We start from the raw sequence: 18,759 nt of genomic DNA, 5'->3' as shown, positions 1-18,759 counted from the left end.
CGCCTGGAGCTCCCCGCCGGGCTTGCCCTTCGGCGCGGCGACCTCCGCCGCGACGTCGCCCGTGAGCAGCGTCGAGCCGTGCCGGCCGACGGCGGTCAGGTTCCGGGCCGCGACGTACCTCGGGGGAGCTCCGTCTCGCCCCATATACACCTAACCCGGCTTTTGCCCCGGCGTCGACCCGACCCGCCCCGGCACAGTTCACCCTCCCGGCCCTCTCAATAACGCCGCGCACCCGCCATAACTGGGGAACCCAAATTCCGCGTTCTGCGAACAACCCCTCGTTCTGCAAAGTCCGGGACTTCGCAGAACGGGGCGATATTCGCAGAACCGTCACCGACGCAACCCAGGGAGACCAGTGAGGCTGCTTCCTGCGCCGCGCATCATCAGCGCGGCACTCGTGGCGGTGCTGGTGACGGTCGGGTTCGGGGGCTCGGCGCAGGCGATCGAGTCGGCCGGTCCCGGGAGTCGCGCGGTCTCCCTGTACATCGTGCGATACAAGCCCGGCGCGGACGTGCGCGCGGAGACCCGGGCGGCGGGCATCAGCGACCTGCAGGTGACCCGGCGGCTGAGCCGGGTGTTCCCCGGCATGCTCGCGCGGCTTACGACGGCGCAGCGGGACGCGCTGCGCGCCGACCCGTCGGTCGCCGCGGTCGAGCAGGACGGACCCGTGCACGCGACCGACACCGAGTCGGACGCGACCTGGGGCCTTGACCGGATCGACCAGCGCGCCCTTCCCCTGTCCACGACGTTCAGCTACGGTGCCGCCGGCGCCGGTGTGACGGCCTACGTGATCGACACCGGCATCCTCGCCTCGCACACCGACTTCGGCGGCCGGGTCACCGCGGGCTTCAGCGCGATCGGCGACGGCTACGGGACCTCCGACTGCAACGGCCACGGCACGCACGTCTCGGGCACGATCGCCGGGACGCGGTACGGGGTCGCCAAGCTGGCGGCCCTCGTGCCGGTCCGGGTGCTGGACTGCTCCGGCTCCGGGACCTGGTCCGGAGTCATCGCCGGCCTGGAATGGGTCGCGGCGAACCACCTGGACGGCCAGCCCGCCGTGGCGAACATGAGCCTCGGCGGCGGCTGGTCCTCGAGCGTGAACGCGGCCGCGGCCGCCGTCGTCGCCGACGGCGTCACGCTCGCCGTGGCCGCCGGCAACAGCGCCGCGGACGCGTGCAACTACTCCCCTGCCTCGACCGGCACCGCGCTGACCGTCGCCGCCTCGAGCTCCACGGACACCCAGGCCTACTTCTCGAACTACGGATCGTGCGTCGACCTGTACGCGCCCGGCCTGTACGTCTCGTCCGACTGGAACACCTCGACGACCGCGACCAACACGATCTCGGGCACGTCGATGGCGTCCCCGCACGTCGCGGGCGTCGCCGCGCTGCTGCTGTCGATCCACCCGGCGTGGACCCCGGCGCAGGTCACCGCCCAGCTGCTCGGGGACGCCACGACCGACGTCGTCGGCGGTGCGACCGCGGGCACGCCCAACCGGTTGCTCTACATGAACCCCGTCGTCGGCCCGCCGCCCGCTGCGCCGGCCATCGGCACCGCCACCGCCCAGAACACCTCGGCGCTCGCGTCCTGGACCGCCCCCGACGACGGCGGCTCGGCGATCACCGGGTACTCGGTCCGGGTCGTCAACGCGGCCACGAGCGCCCAGCTCGGCGCGCTGCGGACCGCGTCCGCGGACGCGACCAGCCTGAGCGTCACCGGACTGGTCAACGGGACCGCGGTCGAGCTCCAGGTCCGGGCGACCAGCGACGCCGGGACCGGCGCGTTCTCGGCGCTGTCCAACGCGGTCACGCCCGCCGTTCCGGTCGTCGTCCCGTCCGCACCGACGATCGGGGACGTGACCGGGTCGAACGCGGCCGCGCTCGTCCGCTGGACGGCGCCCGCCGCCGGCAGCTCGCCGATCAACGGCTACACGGTCCGGGTCGCCGACGCGACCACCGACGCCCAGGTCGGCGCCCTGCGGCCCGCCGCCTCGACGGCGGCCAGCCTCCTGGTCACCGGTCTCGCGAACGGGGTCGCAGTGAAGTTCCAGGTGCTCGCCACCAGCGCGGCGGGTGCCGGCTCGTACTCGGCACTCTCCGCCGCCGTCACGCCTGCGACCGTGCCCAGCGCACCCGTCATCGGGTCCGCCACGGCCGGGAACGGTGCCGCGACGGCCCGCTGGACGCCGGCGGCCATCGGCGGCCAGGCGATCACCGGGTACTCGGTCCGGGTCGTCAACGCGGCCACGAACGCGCAGGTCGGCGCGCTGCGCAGCGCCGCGGCCGACGCCACCAGCCTGAGCGTCACCGAGCTCGCGAACGGCGCCCCGGTGAAGTTCCAGGTCCTCGCCACCAATGCCGTGGGGGCGGGTCTGTACTCGGCCCTGTCCGCCGCGGTGACCCCGGCCACGGTGCCCGGCGCACCGGTCATCGGCGCGGTGACCGCCGCGAACCTGTCCGCGCTCGTGCGCTGGACCGCCCCGGCCAACGGGGGTCTCGCGATCAGCGGGTACTCGGTCCGGGTCGTCGACGCGACCACCGAGGTCCAGGTCGGCTCCCTGCGGGCCGCCGCCGCGGGCTCGACCAGCCTGACCGTCACCGCCCTGGCCAACGGCAACGCGGTCAAGTTCCAGGTCCTCGCCACCAGCGCGGCCGGGACGGGCGCCTACTCCGACCTGTCCAGCGCCGCCACCCCCGCGACGACGCCGAGCGCCCCCGGCATCGGGGTGACCACCGCCGCGAACGGCTCGGCGACCGCGCGCTGGACGGCGCCGGCCAACGGCGGCCTCGCCGTCAGCGGGTACACGGTCCGGGTCGTCAACGCGGCCACGAACGCGCAGCTCGGAGCCCTGCAGCCGGTCGACGCGAGCGTCACCACACTGACGGTCAGCGGGCTCGTCAACGGGACCCCGGTGAAGTTCCAGGTCCTCGCCACGAACGCGGTGGGCGCGGGCCCGTACTCGGCGCTCTCCAACGCGGCGACGCCCGCGACGGTGCCCGGCACGCCCGTCATCGGGACCCCCACCCCGGGGAACGTGTCCGCGCTGGTCCGCTGGACCGCGCCGGCCAACGGCGGGCTCGCGATCAGCGGGTACACCGTCCGGGTCGTCGACGCGGGTACCGAGGTCCAGATCGGCGCGCTGCGGGCCGCCGCCGCGAGCTCGACGAGCCTGACCGTCACCGGCCTGACCAACGGGACCCCGGTCAAGTTCCAGGTCCTCGCCACCAGCGCCGCCGGGACGGGCAGCTACTCCGACCTGTCCGTCGCCGTCACCCCCGCGACGACGCCGAGCGCCCCCGGCATCGGGGCGATCACCTCGGGGAACGCCACGGCGACCGTCCGCTGGACGACCCCGGTCGACGGCGGCCTCGCGATCACCGGGTACTCCGTCCGGGTCGTCAGCGCGGCCACGAACGCGCAGATCGGCGCGCAGCGCAGCGCCGCGTCCGACGCGACGACCCTCGCGATCACCGATCTCGTCAACGGGGTCGCCGTGCGGTTCCAGGTGCTGGCCACGAACGCCGCGGGAGCGGGTCTCTACTCGGCCTTGTCCGCCACGGTGACCCCGGCCACGGTGCCCGGCGCACCGCTCATCGGCACGACCACGACCGCGAACACCACGGCGACCGTCCGCTGGACCGCGCCGGCCAACGGCGGGCTGGCGATCAGCGGGTACCTGATCCGGGTCATCGATGCCACCACCGAGGCCCAGGTCGGCGCCCTGCGGTCCGCGAGCGCCGGCGTGACGAGCCTGACGGTCACTGGCCTGGTGAACGGCACCGCGGTCAAGCTCCAGGTCCAGGCCACGAGCGCCGTCGGGCCCGGTGGCTACTCGGCCCTGTCGAACACCGGAACTCCGGCGACCGTGCCCGCAGCGCCCGGCAGCGGGACCGCGTCCGCGTCCGACGTGTCGGCGGTCGCGCGATGGACCGAGCCGGCCAACGGTGGCTCGGCGATCACCGGGTACTGGGTGCGGGTGGTCAACGCGACCACGAACGCGCAGGTCGGCGCGCTGCAGGCGGCGACCGCGGACGCCACCAGCCTGGCCGTCACCGGTCTCGTGAACGGGACCGCAGTCCGGTTCCAGGTCCAGGCCACGAACCTGCTCGGGGCGAGCGCGTACTCGGCGCTGTCCGGCGCCGTGACGCCGGCGACGGTGCCCGGCGCGGGCGCCGTCGTCGGCACGGCGGGGACGCTGGGCGGCGCGATCACGGCGTCGGCCAGCTGGACACCACCGGCCTCAACCGGCGGCGCCGTCATCGACGGCTACGTGGTCACCGCCCTGCTGCTCGACGGCGACGGCGCGGTCGTCGCCCGGACCACGTCCGCCGTCCAGCCGTCCGCCGCCAGGTCGCTCGCCATGACCCTGGTCGCGGGCAGCTACCTGTTCACGGTCGAGGCCCTCAACGCGGTCGGTCTCGGCGCCGCGGCGAGCAGCCCCGGAGCCGTCGTTGCGCAATAGATCCTCCGGCGGGCGTCATCCCCTGGCGTGCGGTCACCCCCGTTTTGCGCCGAACCGGGCTTTTGCCCCTCGAGGTGATTCCCGCCGACACCCTCTCAATTCACTCTTCCGGCCCTCCCGACCGGCAAGGCCCAGCCGCCATAAAGGAACTGCTCAAATTCGCGTTCTGCGAACATCCCGGCATTCTGCGAGGTCCGCTGACTTCGCAGAATGGGGCGATGTTCGCAGACCGGCCGCCGAGACAACCTGGGGAGACCTGTGAGCCTGATTCCCGTTCGACGGCGGTCCGCGCCACGTGTTCTCGCCGCGGCGATCGTCGCGGCGGCACTGATGGTGGGGCTCGGGGGTGGCGCGCAGGCGCTCGCGTCGCCCGGTCCCGGGACCCGCGCGACCACGCTGTACATCGTGCGGTACAGGCCAGGTTCGGACGTGCGTGCGCAGGCCCGGACGTCGGGCATCAGCGACACGCAGGTGACCCGGCGACTGAGCCACGTGTTCCCCGGCATGTTCGCCCGCCTCACCCCGGCACAGCGGGACGCCCTGCGCGCCGACCCGTCCGTCGCGGCCGTCGAGGCGGATGGTCCCGTGCGCGCGACCGACACCGAGGTGAACCCGCCGTGGGGTCTGGACCGGATCGACCAGCGCGCGCTCCCCCTCTCGACGACCTACAGCTACGGGCCCGACGGCGCCGGCGTCACCGCGTACGTGATCGACACCGGGATCTTCGCCGCGCACGCCGACTTCGGCGGCCGGGTGGCCGCGGGGTACAACGCGGTTGACGATGCGAACGGCACGGACGACTGCAACGGGCACGGCACCCACGTTGCGGGCACCATCGCCGGCGCGAGGTACGGGGTCGCCAAGCTGGCCACCCTGGTGCCCGTCCGCGTGCTCGACTGCACCGGCTCCGGCTACGTGTCCGCGGCCATCGCGGGCCTGGACTGGGTCGCGGCGAACCACCTGGACGGCGCGCCCGCCGTGGCCAACCTGAGCCTCGGTGCCGACCCGTCCTCGAGCCTGGACGCCGCCGTGGCCGCTGTCGTCGCCGACGGCGTCACGGTGGCCGTCGCCGCCGGAAACGAGACCACGAACGCCTGCAACTCCTCCCCCGCCGCGGAGCCGACGGCCCTCACCGTCGCGGCGTCGAGCTCGACCGATGCGCAGGCCTCGTTCTCGAACTACGGCAGCTGCGTCGACCTGTACGCCCCCGGCGTGTTCATCACCTCCGACTGGACCACCTCGACGACGGCGACCGCCGTGCTCTCCGGCACCTCGATGGCCTCCCCGCACGTCGCGGGCGTCGCCGCGCTCATCACGTCGGCCCATCCGACGTGGACCCCCGCGCAGGTCAGTGCGCTGCTCCTCGCCGACGCGACGACCGGCGCCGTCGGCGGCGCCACGACGGGCACGCCCAACCGGCTGTTGTACGAGAGCCCGGCGCTCGCCGATCCGCCGGCCGCGCCGGCCATCGGGGTCGCGAGCGGGTCGAACGCGTCGGCGGTCGTCCGCTGGACCGCTCCGAGCAGCAGCCTGCCGATCACCGGGTACTCGGTCCGGGCGGTCAACGCCACCACCCTGGCCCAGGTCGGCGCCCTGCGGCCCGCGTCCGCCGGGGCCACGAGCGTCACGGTCACCGGCCTGGTCAACGGGACCGCGGTGAAGTTCCAGGTCCGGGCCGCCAGCGCGGCCGGGACCGGGGGCTACTCCGCCTTCTCCAACACCGTGACCCCGGCGACCGTGCCCGGCGCGCCGGTGATCGGGACCACCACGGCAGGAAACACCACGGCGACAGCCCGGTGGACCCCGCCCGCGAACGGCGGGCGAGCAGTCACCGGCTACCTGGTCCGGGTCGCCAACGCTGCGACGAACTCACCGATCGGAACCCTGCGCCCGGCCGCCTCGGACGCCACGAGCCTGCTCGTCACCGGGCTGGTCAACGGCACCGCGGTCAAGATCCAGGTCCGGGCCACGAACTCGCTCGGGTCGGGCGCCTACTCGGCCCTGTCCAACGCGGCAACCCCCGCGACGGTGCCCGGCGCCCCCGCCATCGGCACGTCCACCGCCGCGAACGGATCGGCGACCGCCCGCTGGGCGGCAGCTGCCAGCGGCGGGCTCGCGGTCACCGGATACACGGTCCGGGTCGTCAACGCGTCCACCAAGGTCCAGATCGGCGCCCTGCGGTCGGCGAGCGCCGCGGCGAGGAGCCTGACCGTCACCGGTCTCGTCAACGGAACCGCCGTCAAGCTCCAGGTCCGGGCCACCAACGCGGTCGGGACGGGGAGCTACTCGTCCCTGTCGAACTCCGTCACTCCGCGCCCCTGAGCGCCGCTGCCCGGAGCGACCCGGCCGGACGCGCGCCCCGGAGGTCGTGCGGCTCCCGGGGAACGCGGCCTCCGGGTTCATCCGCAGTCAGGGGCACGCAGCCTCGCGTCATGCGACCCCCGCGCCGCGCGACCTACGGGTCACGCCGCGTCGCGTCATGCGGCGTCAGAGCCGCAGCTTCATGCCCTCGTGCGAGGCGACGAAACCGAGCCGCTCGTAGAAGCGGTGCGCGTCGGCGCGGCTCTTGTCCGTGGTCAGCTGCACGAGGTCGCAGCCACGCCGTCGGGCCTCCTCGATCGCCCAGCCCATCATGGCCGCGCCCAGACCCTGCCCGCGCAGGGCCGTGTCGACCCGGACCGCCTCGACCTGAGCCCGCAGCGCTCCCCGCCGGGACAGGCCAGGCAGGAAGGACAGCTGCATCGTGGCGACGACCGCCTCTCCGGGGGGCGCACCAACGGCGACGACGAGCAGGTGCGCCGGGTCGGCGTCGATCATCCGGAACGCACGCTCGTACGGCGCCAGGTCCCCCTCGGCGAGGTTCTCCCGCGCGCTCCCCAGCGCGTCGGCCGCGAGCAGCCGCACGATCGCGGGCAGGTCGTCGACCGTCGCGCGGCGCAGCCGCATGCGCGAGGAGGTCAGGGTCAGCTCGGTGAGCGGTGGGTTCACACGAGCGAGTGTCTCCCGCCGTCCCCGGCGGTGCGTGCAGATCCCCCCTCCCGTAACGTCCGAGCGTTGACGTCCTATAGGACGTCAACGCTCGGACGTTGCGGGATTCTTGTGGCCGCGCCGGGCGACCTGATCGCCCCGATCGAGGCCGGCCTGCTCGACGCCGGCGCGATCCTCGAGCTCGGCGACATTCCTGCTTGTGCCGTCGCCGGGCGCGCGAACGCCGACCAGCTCACCGTCTTCAAGAGCCTCGGCTCGGCCGTCCTGGACACAGTAACCGCCCACAAGGTCTACACAGCCGCCCTCACCCAAGGCCAAGGCCAAGGCCAAGGCCAAAAAGTAGACCTCTGACCCGAGTCGCTCACCCGAGTGCGGGACTTTGGCTGTCATTCGGGCCGTTTAGACAGCCAAAGTCCCGCACTCGCGGGAATCGATCCTGGTTTCCAGGCGCGAGTGCGGGCGTTCTGCTGTCTATTCGGCGATTCAGGCAGCAGAACGGCCGCACTCGCGCAGCAGGCAGCAGAACGGCCGCACTCGCGCGAATCCGCTCGGCACTGGCGTCACGACGACGTCAACCTGAGCGAACCTCACCACCCGTAACGTCCGAGCGTTGACGTCCTATAGGACTTCAACGCTCGGACGTTGCGGGTTTTGGAGGTGGTGACCTCCCGTCGCCAAAGGTGGAGGTGGTGACCTCCGGCGCGGCCGGGGACGGCCGGGGACGGCTCAGCGGGTGTCGGCCCCCGTCCGGGCCACGCTCGCGCGGCCGGCCTCGAGCCGGGCGACCGGCACCCGGAACGGCGAGCAGGACACGTAGTCCAGGCCCACCGCGTGGAAGAACGCGATGGAGTCCGGGTCCCCGCCGTGCTCGCCGCACACCCCGATGGTCAGGTCGGGACGCGTCTGGCGCCCCTCCTCGACCGCGATGCGCACCAGCCGCCCGACGCCCCGCAGGTCGACCGTGTCGAACGGGGAGTCGGTGAGGACCCCGTTGGCGGCGTACTCGGAGAAGAATGCACCTTCGACGTCGTCCCGGGAAAAGCCCCACGTGGTTTGCGTGAGGTCGTTGGTGCCGAACGAGAAGAAGTCGGCGGCCGTGGCGATCCTCCCGGCTGTCAGGGCGGCCCGGGGCAGTTCGATCATCGCCCCGATCGGTACCTCGAGGGTGACGCCCTCCCGCTCAGCGACCTCCGACAGGATGCGTTCGGCCTGGTCACGGACCAGGTGCAGCTCCATCAGCGACGCGACCAGCGGGACCATGATCTCCGCCCTCGGGTGCCCGCCGGCCTTGATCCGCGTCGTGACAGCCTCGGCCACCGCGCGAATCTGCAGCTCGAACAGCCCCGGGACGACCAGCCCGAGGCGCACCCCGCGCAGGCCGAGCATCGGGTTGGCCTCACGCATCCGCCCGACCGCCGCGAGCAGGGCGACGTCGTGCTTGTCCGCCTTGCCGGCCGCATTGGCCAGCGCGACCTTGACGGCGAGCTCGGTGTAGTCGGGCAGGAACTCGTGCAGCGGCGGGTCGATCAGCCGGATGGTGGTCGGCAGGCCGTCCATCTCCGCGAGCAGGTCGACGAAGTCCTCGCGCTGGAGCGGCAGCAGCGCGTCGAGCGCGGCCTGGCGCACCGTGTCGTCGGTCGCGAGGATCACGCGCTCGATCAGCACGCGACGCTCGCCGAGGAACATGTGCTCGGTCCGGCACAGCCCGATGCCCTGGGCGCCGAGCGCCCGAGCCCGTCGGGCGTCCGCCGCCGTGTCGGCGTTCGCGTGCACGTGCAGCCGGCGCACCTTGTCGGCGTGCACGAGCAACCGGTCGACCGACCGCACCAGGTCGGCGACGTCGGCGTCGTCGCCCGCCGCCTCGACCGCGGCGTCCAGGCCGTCCTCGAGGTAGCGCACGACGGGGGACGGGACGACCGGGACGTCGCCTCCGAACACCTCGCCGGTGCCGCCGTCGATGGCGATGATCTCGCCCTCGCGCACGGTGCGACCGGACACGACGAACTGGCGCAGGACCGCGTCGACGTCGAGCGCCTCGGCGCCCACGATGCAGGTGGTGCCCATGCCGCGCGCGACGACGGCCGCGTGGCTCGTCTTCCCGCCGCGCGAGGTGAGCACGCCGACGGAGGCGATCATGCCGCCGAGGTCGTCGGGGTTCGTCTCGCGGCGGACCAGGATCACGTCCTTGCCGTCCGCGGCCCACTTCACGGCGGTCGGGGAGTCGAAGACGGCCATCCCGACGGCCGCGCCGGGTGAGGCCGCCATCGCCGTCGTAAGCAGGTCACGCTCTGCCCGGGAGTCGAACTGCGGGAACATCAGCTTGCCCAGCTGGGCGCCGCTCACCCGCTCGAGCGCCTCGTCCATCGTGATCAGGTGCTCGTCGACGAGCTGGATCGCGATCCGGAACGCCGCCGCCGCGGTCCGTTTGCCCACGCGGGTCTGCAGCATCCAGAGCTTGCCGCGCTCGACGGTGAACTCGATGTCGCACAGGTCGCGGTAGTGGGTCTCGAGGCGCCGCATGGCCAGGCGGAGGGCGGCGTACGCCTTCGGGTCGATCAGCTCCAGGTCGGCGAGCCCCAGGACGTTGCGGATGCCGGCGACGACGTCCTCGCCCTGGGCGTTGGTGAGGTAGTCGCCATAGACGCCGACGACGCCGGTCGACGGATCGCGGGTGAAGCAGACTCCGGTGCCGGAGGTCTCGCCCAGGTTGCCGAACACCATCGTCATCACGTTCACGGCGGTGCCCAGGTCTGCCGGGATGCGCTCGCGGCGCCGGTACAGCCGCGCCCGCTCGGTGTTCCACGAGTCGAAGACGGCGGCGATCGCGAGGTCGAGCTGCTCGCGCGGGTGCTGCGGGAACTCGCGCCCGGACACGTCACGGACGATCGTCTTGTACTGCTCGACCAGGCCGGTCAGGTCGTCGGCGGTGAGCTCGACGTCGGTCGCCGCGCCGCGCTTGGCCTTCAGGGCGTCCAGCGCGTCGGCGAACAGGTCGCCGTCGATGCCGAGCACGGTCTTGCCGAACATCTGGATCAGCCGGCGGTAGGAGTCCCACGCGAAGCGGTCGTCGCCCGAGAACTTCGCCAGGCCCTGCACCGACGCGTCGTTCAGCCCGATGTTCAGGACGGTGTCCATCATCCCGGGCATGGAGAACTTGGCGCCGGAACGGACCGAGACGAGCAGCGGCTCGTGGAAGTCACCCAGGCTGCGCCCGACGGCGTCCTCGATGCGCCGCACGGCCATGGTCACCTCGACCCGCAGCTCGGGCGGCAGGATCCCGGTGCTCAGGTAGGACCGACAGGCCTCGGTGGTGATCGTGAAGCCCGGCGGGACCGGCAGCCCGAGGTTGGTCATCTCGGCAAGGTTTGCGCCCTTGCCTCCGAGCAGGTCCTTGAGGTCCTTGTTGCCCTCGCTGAAGTCGTACACATACGTGCCCACGGCGCGCCTCCCATGACACAGGGGCGGCTACTTTGCCGACCCCCTCTATCTGCGATCTTGCTCCGCGGGTCGGGGGGTTCCCCCGGACCTAAGGCCCGCTTTGGACAATGCGGCGGTCGTGCCGCGGACGCTGTCGCGGACCGGAGCGTGGACAGCGGATCGGCGCCCGGAATACCGTTGAACTCAGACGACCGCGCCGCGCAGCGGCGCAGATCCCGCACGCAGCACGTCGCTGGGAGGTCCGATGAGGAGCACAGTGAGCATCCTCGTCTGGCGGGGCATCCTCGCCATCGTCGTGGGGATCGTCGCGGTCGCGTGGCCGAACATCACTCTCGGGGCGTTCGTCGTCCTGTTCGCCGTCTACGCGTTCCTCGCGGCGATCATGGAGACCGCGCGGGCGCTGGGGTCCGACACCTCCGGTCAACGGGTCGGGCGGGCGCTGCTCGCGGTCCTCGACGTCGCGGCCGGTGTGGTCGCGCTCGAGTGGCCGTCGATCACCGTCCTTGTCCTCGTGCTGTGGATCGCCGGCTGGGCCTTCGTGACGGGCGCGTTCGACGTCCTGCTCGCGTTCCGGCTCCAGGGGCGCAGCGGTGAGCGGACGCTGCTCGCGCTGGGCGGGCTGGTCTCGGTCGCGCTGGCGGTGGTCCTGGTGATCCGTCCCGACATCGGCGCGGTCGTCCTGGCCCAGGTGTACGGCCTGTTCAGCCTGGTGAGCGGGATCGCGGCGCTGGTGATGGCGGCGAACCTGCACCAGTCGCAACGCGAGCCGCACCTGCGTGGAGCGAGGACCGCCTAAGCGGGTCGTCGGGCCGGGCGGTCGACGGGCCGGACGGGTCCTCGGGGCGAGCGGGTCGACGAGCCGGGCGGTCGACGGGCCGAGTGGGTCCTCGGGGCGAGCGCGCCCGGGGTCCCTGGAGCGCGAGTTGCGAGTTCGCGAGATGCGAGTTGATGTCGCAGGTTTTCGCTTCTGAGCGACAACAACTCCCAGTTCGCGTATGGCCCGCGCCGGACGGGCGCGTGGATCGGGCGGCCGACCCCGGGTTGGCTCGGCGACGGTTCGTCCACCGGGCCGTAGGTGGGACGCGGTGCCGGGGCTGATCGGGCTCATCGTCTGGTGGATGAGCCAATCCGCACCGATCCCCGCCGGGCCCTTTTGCGTCGTCGACGCGCACGCCTCGGGCATCACGACCGGCCAGCTCCGCAGCCGATCGCTCGCCGCGCCCATCCGAGGGGTGCGCATGCCCGCCGACGGCGACCTCGCGATGCGCTGCCGCGCGATCGGCCTGCACCTGCCCGACGACGCCGCGTTCTCGCACTCCACGGCCGCCACTCTCTGGGGGCTGCCGCTGCCGCGGGACGCCGACCCACGCGACGCCGACCCGCGGCGCACCGACCTGGTCCCGCTCGTGCACGTCATCGGTCCACAGGGATTTCCGCCGATCGACGCCCTCGCGACCGCGTCCCACCAAGGGGTGCGCGCCGACGAGATCGTGAGTGCTCGGGGTCTACCGCTCACCACCGTGGCCCGGACCTGGGCCGATTGCGGGGCCGTGCTCGACAACATCGACCTCCTGATCCTGACCGACGCCGTCCTCGCGCTTCGCTACCCACCGACCTCTCGGTCGGAGCTCGCCGATGCACTCGCGCGTTCGGCCGGGCAGCGCGGCTGCAAGGCGCTCCGCCGCGCGCTCGAGCTGTCTCGGCACTTCGTCGATTCCCCCATGGAGACCAGAACCCGCCTGCAACTGATCGCGTCGGGCTTCCCCTGCCCCCTGGTCGGCGCGGACCTCTTCGACGACCGCGGGTGCTGGATCGCGCGACCGGACCTGTGCTGGCCGGCGCTGCGGATCGCGATCGAGTACGACGGCGAGCACCACCGCACCGACCGGTATCAGTACGCCAAGGACATCCACCGCAAGGAAGCGATGGAGGACCTCCGCTGGCGCTCGCTCGTGCTCCTGTCCGACGACGTGCTGCGCCGCTGGGCGATCACCGCCGCCCGCCTGCGCGACATCTTCGCCTCCCGCGGCGTCGCCGACCCCGCAACCCTCCCCGACGAGCCCGACCACCTCACCCGCCCCCGCCTCACGACCGCGCGCGGGCACTGAACCGTTCGGACGTCATCGAACTAGGAGCTGTTGTCGTCAGGTCGCCGGAAAGAGGACAACGACTCCTAGTTCGCGGAGCCCACGCGTCGCGAACGAGTCCGGACCTCGATCCGGCCTCGATGCTCGAGCGCTCAGAGGCCGAGGATGTCGTCGACCTAGGAGTTGTTGTCCTCAGATCGGCCGAAAGAGGACAACGACTCCTAGGTCGTGGATCGGCTCGTCCGTGGGGTCGCTGAGGGGCCGGGCGCGGAGCGACGCGGGTCGCGAGAGGCTCGGTCGAGGAACTGATTCGGTCGCGGCGGAGCCCTGACGTGGGCGTTTGACGGGGGTTCGGTGCATCGACATACTCATGTAATCGTTCTCATGGTATCGATTACATGCCGCGCGATCCGCAGCTCGAGGACGAGCGCGGAACCCCACACAACGCAGAGGGAACGTCGATGGCGACGATCAAGGACGTGGCGCGAGCGGCGAACGTGTCGACCGCGTCGGTCTCGCGCGTCCTTGCCGGGCACCCCAGCGCGTCGGACGAGATGCGCGAGCGAGTGCTCGCCGTCGTGCGTGACCTGGGCTTCCACCCCAACGCCGTCGCCCGCTCGATGCGGACCACCGGCACCAAGACCGTCGGCCTGGTCGTCTCGGACCTGCTGAACCCGTTCTTCACCGAGCTCGCCCGCGCCGTGGAGGACACCGCCCGGCGCACCGGGTACTCCGTGATCGTCGGCAACGCCGACGAGGACCCGGCGCAGCAGGACCACTACATCCGCATCCTGCTCGAGCGTCAGGTCGACGGCCTGATCGTCGTGCCCACCGTGGAGACCTCGCCGCTGCTCAAGGAGGCCGCCGAGCGCGGGCACCACGTGGTGCTCGTGGACCGGCCCGCGGCCGACGTCGACGCCCCGATCGTGCTGGCCGACGGCGCCGCGGCGATCGACGAGCTCGTCGACCACCTCGTGCGCACCGGGCGCCGCGACCTCGCGATCGTCACCGGACCGGACCACGCGGGCACCTCGCGCGAGCGGCTCGTCGCCTTCCGCGACGCGCTGGTGCGGCACGGCCTGCCGCTCGGCGAGGACCGGATCTGGCACGGGAACTTTCGCGCGGACTCCGGTCGCGAGGCGTTCGCCGACCTGCTCGGCTCCGCGAAGGTGCCCGACGCCGTCCTGGTCGCCAACGGCCCGATGGCGCTCGGCGCGCTCCAACTGCTGGCCGAGCGGAGCGGCTCCCCCGCCATCCCGGACGACCTCGCGCTCGCCGTCTTCGACGACATGCCCTGGTTCTCGCTGCTGCGCCCCACGCTGACCGCCATCGAACAACCCACCGCCCGCCTCGGCGAGCGCGCCATGCAGATGCTGCTCGCCCTGATCGGTGGCGAAGCGGTGCCCGACGAGCGCCTCGCCTGCCGGCTCGTGCTGCGCGAATCGACCAACCCACGGAGGAGCGAATGACCGACCAGGCCCCCGCCACCGAGATCACCGAGATCACCGAGATCACCGACACCGCCGAGGACGAAGCACCCGGCCCCGAGCTGCTCCGCGTCGAGGGCCTGGTCAAGCGCTTCCCCGGCGTGCTTGCCCTCGACGGCGTCTCGTTCGACCTGCACGCGGGCGAGGTGCACGTCCTGCTCGGCGAGAACGGCGCCGGCAAGTCGACCCTGATCAAGTGCCTCGCCGGGGTCTACCAGCCCGACGGCGGCCAGGTCTTCGTCGACGGCAACCCGGTGCACCTGAACACCACCGCGCAGGCCGAGGCGCTCGGCATCGCGACGATCCACCAGGAGTTCAACCTGGTCCCGCAGCTGAGCATCGCGGAGAACGTCATGCTCGGCCGCCAGCCCCGCCGCTTCGGCATGATCGACAAGCGCGCCACGATCGCCGCCGCGCGCCGCGCGCTCGAGCGCGTCGGCCTCACCGTCGACCCGCGCACGCCCGTCAGGAGCCTCGGCGTCGCCCGCCAGCAGCTCGTGGAGATCGCGAAGGCGCTCAGCCTGGACGCCCGCGTGCTCATCCTGGACGAGCCCACGGCCGCGCTCGCCGACGACGAGGTCGACCGGCTCCTGGAGCTCATGTCCGAGCTGCGCGAGACCGGCGTCGGCATGGTGTTCATCTCCCACCACCTCGACGAGATCCGCCGCATCGGCCACCGCGTCACCGTGCTGCGCGACGGGCGCTCGGTCGGGACGGTGCCCGCGCGAACCCCGTCCGGTGAGCTCGTCAGGCTGATGGTCGGCCGCTCGATCGAGTCCCTGTACCCGCGCGAGCGCGGCGACGCCGGCACCGCGCTGCTCACCGTAGAGGGCCTGACCCGAACAGGATCCTTCGACAACATCAACCTCACCGTGCATGCGGGCGAGGTCGTCGGCCTCGCGGGACTGGTCGGCGCGGGCCGCACGGAGGTGCTGCGAGCCGTATTCGGCGCCGACACCTACGGCGAAGGAAACGTGGCCGTCCGCGGCAAGAACATCCCCAAGCACGACGTGCACGCCGCCATCGGCGCCGGGCTCGGCCTGGTGCCCGAGGACCGCAAGGCCCAGGGCCTCGTGCTCGGCGCGTCGGTCGGCGAGAACCTCGGCATGGTCTCGCTGCGCGCGGCCACCCGAGCCGGGCTGGTCGACCGCAAGCGGCTCAAGGCCATCGCCGTGGCCGCCGTGCAGGACCTCAGCATCCGGACCCCCGGCATCGGGGCGCTGGTCAAGAACCTCTCGGGCGGCAACCAGCAGAAGGTCGTCATGGGCAAGTGGCTCGCGGCCGACCCGGCGGTCCTGCTGCTCGACGAGCCGACCCGCGGGGTCGACGTCGGCGCCAAGGTCGAGATCTACCAGCTCGTCAACAAGCTCACCGCGTCAGGTCGCGGCGTCCTGCTCGTCTCCTCGGACCTGCCCGAGGTGCTGGGCATGTGCGACCGGATCCTCGTCATGGCGCACGGACGCCTCGTCGGCGAGCTCACCCACGAAGAAGCCACCCAGGACGCCGTGATGGCCCTGGCCGTGCAGGAAGTCGAGTCCACTCGTGCCCGTTGACACCGCAAGCCCGACCACCGGCCGCGCCCGCGATCTGGGCTCCCGCGCCCAGGTGCTGCTCGGCCAGAACGGCGCCCTCGTCGCCCTCGTGCTGCTGTGCGTGGTGATGGCCGCCATGAGCCCGGTGTTCTTGCACACCCAGAACCTGCTCAACGTGGGGGTGCAGGCCGCCGTCGTCGCGATCCTCGCCTTCGGGCAGACGTTCGTGATCGTGTCCGCGGGGATAGACCTCTCGGTTGGCTCGGTCGCGGCGCTCGCCGCGATCGTCACGGGGTACACCTCGGCCGTGAACGGCCTGCCGCCGCTGCTCGCGATCGCGCTCGGCATGGCGACCGGCGTCGGCGCCGGGCTGGTGAGCGGCCTGCTGATCGCCTTCGGCCGGCTGCCCGCGTTCATCGCCACGATGGCGATGCTCTCGATCGCCCGCGGCCTCGCACTGGTCCGCTCCAACGGCGAGCCGCAGCCCCAGCCCGACGACGTCGCGTGGCTGGGCCGGACCATCGGCGGCTGGCTGCCGATGCCGGTGCTGATCATGATCGTGCTCGGCGTGGTCGCCTCGTTCATCCTCAACCGCACCTACACCGGGCGGGCGATGTACGCGATCGGCGGGAACGAGGAGGCCGCGCGGCTCTCGGGCATCAACGTCCGCCGCCAGAAGCTGATCATCTACGCGCTGTCCGGGCTGTTCGCCTCGATCGCCGGCCTGGTGCTCGCCGGACGGCTGGTCTCGGGCCAGCCGCAGGCCGCGACGGGCTACGAGCTCGACGCGATCGCCGCCGTCGTCATCGGTGGCGCGAGCCTCGCCGGCGGGTCGGGCCGCGCGTTCGGCACCCTGATCGGCGCCCTCGTGCTGGCCGTGATCCGCAACGGCCTCAACCTGCTGAACGTGTCCTCCTTCTGGCAGCTGGTCGTCATCGGCGTGGTCATCGCCCTGGCCGTGCTGACCGACACCCTGCGCCGCCGGCGCGTCTGACCGACCCCCCGCACTGCACACGCACCACCCCACCTGAGATCCCACCTGAGAATAAGGAACGGTTCCGATGAAGAAGCCCGCCTTCGCATTCGCCGCACTCGTCGCCGCGAGCACCATGGCCCTCGCCTCGTGCGGCTCGGCCGACGCCGGCGGTTCCGCCCCCGCCGGCGGTTCGTCCGACGTCAGCCTCGGCCTGGCCCTGTCCACGCTGAACAACCCGTTCTTCGTCTCGGTGCGCGACGGCGCGCAGGCCGCGGCCAAGAAGGCGGGCGTGAAGCTCACGGTCACCGACGCGCGCGACGACGCCACCCAGCAGGCCGACCAGGTGCTGAACTTCCAGACCCAGGAGCTCGACGGCGTCATCATCAACCCGGTCGACTCCGACGCCGCCGGCCCGATCGTCTCGCCGCTGCTCGCCGCCAAGACCCCGGTGGTGGCCGTGGACCGTGCCGTCAACGGCGCGACGGTCAGCTCGTTCGTGTCCTCGGACAACGTCAAGGGCGGCAGCCTCGCAGCCGACGCGCTGGCCAAGGCGATCGGTGAGAAGGGCGAGGTCATCGTGCTGCAGGGTGTCGCCGGGACCTCCGCGTCGCGTGAGCGCGGCAAGGGCTTCGCCGAGGGCATCGCCGCGTACCCGAACATCAAGGTGGTCGCGACCCAGCCGGCCAACTTCGACCGGGCCAAGGGCCTGGACGTGGCGACCAACCTGCTGCAGGCCAACCCGGACGCCGTCGGGATCTTCGCCGAGAACGACGAGATGGCCCTGGGTGCGGTGCAGGCCCTCGGCGCGAAGGCCGGCAAGGACGTCTTCGTGGTCGGCTTCGACGGCACGGACGACGGCGTCGCGGCCATCAAGGCCGGCACGATGACCGCCTCGATCGCCCAGCAGCCCGACGAGCTCGGCAAGAAGGCCGTCGAGACCGCGCTCGCGCTGATCGACGGCAAGAAGGCCGACGCGACCATCTCCGTGCCGGTCGTCGTGGTGACCAAGGACAGCAAGTAGTCCTCCCGCCACGCACCGGCGCCCCCTCCGCACCCACCCGAGAGAAGCTCATGCGCACGCACCAGATCGTGGTCGTCGGGTCGGCCAACGCCGACCTCGTCCTGGACGTCGACCACCGCCCGGCGGCCGGGGAGACCATCCTGGGCTCCGACGTCGTGACCACCCCGGGCGGCAAGGGCGCCAACCAGGCGGTCGCCGCCGCGAAGGTGGGCGGGGACGTCGCCTTCATCGGCTGCGTCGGCGACGACGGCCACGGCGCGCTGCTCCGGGCGTCGCTCGCGGGTGCGGGCGTGGACCTCACCGGGCTGCGCACGGTGGACGCCCCGACGGGCAATGCGATCATCGTGATCACGCCCGACGGGGAGAACTCGATCATCGTCTCCCCGGCCGCGAACCGGCAGGTCAGCCCGCAGCTGATCGACGAGCTCGCGCCGCTCTGGAACGGCGCCGGCGTCGTGGTGGTGCAGCTGGAGATCCCGTTGGAGACCGTCGCGCACCTGGTCCTGCGGGCCAGCTCCGGCGGGGCCCGGGTGATCGTCAACGCCGCCCCGGCCGCGGCGCTGCCCGGCGTCATCCTCGCTGCGAGCGACCCGCTGGTGGTCAACGAGTCCGAGGCGGCGTTCCTGCTCGGGCACCAGGCGGGCAGCGCACCCCGGGCGGCGGACCTGCTCGCGGGCGACCTGCTCGCACTGGGACCGCGCTCGGTCGTGCTGACCCTCGGCTCCGACGGCGCGGTGCTGCTCGAGCGCCGCGCCGACGGCGGGG

At 72.4% G+C, this 18,759-nt stretch carries 12 protein-coding genes; 10 read left to right on the top strand and 2 right to left on the bottom strand.

All coding sequences use genetic code 11. From position 1 onward, the window contains the following. Window positions 1–355 precede the first annotated feature (355 nt). Window positions 356–4,465 (top strand): fibronectin type III domain-containing protein, encoded by a 4,110-nt coding sequence (locus VIM26_RS02465; protein ID WP_331948734.1) that lies wholly within the window; start codon window positions 356–358, stop codon window positions 4,463–4,465. 258 nt (window positions 4,466–4,723) lie between these two features. Continuing rightward, window positions 4,724–6,787, top strand: coding sequence for a S8 family serine peptidase (locus VIM26_RS02460; RefSeq protein WP_331948733.1), 2,064 nt, complete (start codon window positions 4,724–4,726; stop codon window positions 6,785–6,787). Window positions 6,788–6,952: 165 nt separating this feature from the next. Here the strand turns inward: VIM26_RS02460 and VIM26_RS02455 are convergent, their stop codons facing one another. Continuing rightward, complete coding sequence (locus VIM26_RS02455; RefSeq protein WP_331948735.1) at window positions 6,953–7,411, bottom strand: GNAT family N-acetyltransferase; 459 nt, start codon at window positions 7,409–7,411, stop codon at window positions 6,953–6,955. Between the two features lie 108 nt (window positions 7,412–7,519). Here VIM26_RS02455 and VIM26_RS02450 point away from each other — a divergent pair, with 108 nt between their 5' ends. Next, window positions 7,520–7,804 carry a hypothetical protein gene (locus VIM26_RS02450; protein ID WP_331948732.1) on the top strand — a complete coding sequence of 95 codons (285 nt, stop codon included), beginning with the start codon at window positions 7,520–7,522 and terminating at the stop codon, window positions 7,802–7,804. Between the two features lie 375 nt (window positions 7,805–8,179). Here the strand turns inward: VIM26_RS02450 and ppdK are convergent, their stop codons facing one another. Continuing rightward, the gene (gene ppdK, locus VIM26_RS02445) at window positions 8,180–10,891 is read right to left on the bottom strand and encodes a pyruvate, phosphate dikinase (protein ID WP_331948731.1); all 2,712 of its coding nucleotides are present in this window, start codon (window positions 10,889–10,891) and stop codon (window positions 8,180–8,182) included. Between the two features lie 256 nt (window positions 10,892–11,147). On the opposite strand from ppdK, the gene VIM26_RS02440 reads away from it, so the two are divergent. The 7 genes from VIM26_RS02440 to VIM26_RS02410 form a co-directional block, all read left to right on the top strand. Further along, window positions 11,148–11,687, top strand: coding sequence for an HdeD family acid-resistance protein (locus VIM26_RS02440; protein ID WP_331948730.1), 540 nt, complete (start codon window positions 11,148–11,150; stop codon window positions 11,685–11,687). A gap of 322 nt (window positions 11,688–12,009) precedes the next feature. Continuing rightward, the gene (locus tag VIM26_RS02435) at window positions 12,010–12,999 is read left to right on the top strand and encodes a hypothetical protein (RefSeq protein WP_331948729.1); all 990 of its coding nucleotides are present in this window, start codon (window positions 12,010–12,012) and stop codon (window positions 12,997–12,999) included. A gap of 440 nt (window positions 13,000–13,439) precedes the next feature. After that, entirely contained in the window at window positions 13,440–14,447 is a 1,008-nt protein-coding gene (locus tag VIM26_RS02430; RefSeq protein ID WP_331948728.1) for a LacI family DNA-binding transcriptional regulator, read from the top strand. Further along, entirely contained in the window at window positions 14,444–16,018 is a 1,575-nt protein-coding gene (locus tag VIM26_RS02425; RefSeq protein ID WP_331948727.1) for a sugar ABC transporter ATP-binding protein, read from the top strand. Before VIM26_RS02430 ends, VIM26_RS02425 begins: the two co-directional genes overlap by 4 nt. Continuing rightward, on the top strand, window positions 16,008–16,991 hold the full coding sequence (locus VIM26_RS02420; RefSeq protein WP_331948726.1) for an ABC transporter permease: 984 nt from the start codon (window positions 16,008–16,010) through the stop codon (window positions 16,989–16,991). The genes VIM26_RS02425 and VIM26_RS02420 overlap by 11 nt, the downstream gene beginning before the upstream one ends. 67 nt (window positions 16,992–17,058) lie before the next feature. Beyond that, window positions 17,059–17,994 carry a substrate-binding domain-containing protein gene (locus VIM26_RS02415; protein WP_331948725.1) on the top strand — a complete coding sequence of 312 codons (936 nt, stop codon included), beginning with the start codon at window positions 17,059–17,061 and terminating at the stop codon, window positions 17,992–17,994. A 50-nt stretch (window positions 17,995–18,044) separates the two neighbouring features. After that, a partial coding sequence (locus tag VIM26_RS02410; protein ID WP_331948724.1) for a ribokinase occupies window positions 18,045–18,759 on the top strand: 715 nt, incomplete at its 3' end.

Source organism: Pengzhenrongella sp. (genome assembly GCF_036565025.1).
GTDB lineage: Bacteria > Actinomycetota > Actinomycetes > Actinomycetales > Cellulomonadaceae > Pengzhenrongella.
This window is presented reverse-complemented; position numbering and strand designations above follow the sequence as displayed.

Coding starts and splice junctions, on each gene's coding strand:
- VIM26_RS02455 (WP_331948735.1), bottom strand. CDS start 7,411: ATGCGGCTGCGCCGCGCGACGGTCGACGACCTGCCCGCGATCGTGCGG.
- VIM26_RS02415 (WP_331948725.1), top strand. CDS start 17,059: ATGAAGAAGCCCGCCTTCGCATTCGCCGCACTCGTCGCCGCGAGCACC.
- VIM26_RS02425 (WP_331948727.1), top strand. CDS start 14,444: ATGACCGACCAGGCCCCCGCCACCGAGATCACCGAGATCACCGAGATC.
- VIM26_RS02435 (WP_331948729.1), top strand. CDS start 12,010: ATGAGCCAATCCGCACCGATCCCCGCCGGGCCCTTTTGCGTCGTCGAC.
- VIM26_RS02430 (WP_331948728.1), top strand. CDS start 13,440: ATGGCGACGATCAAGGACGTGGCGCGAGCGGCGAACGTGTCGACCGCG.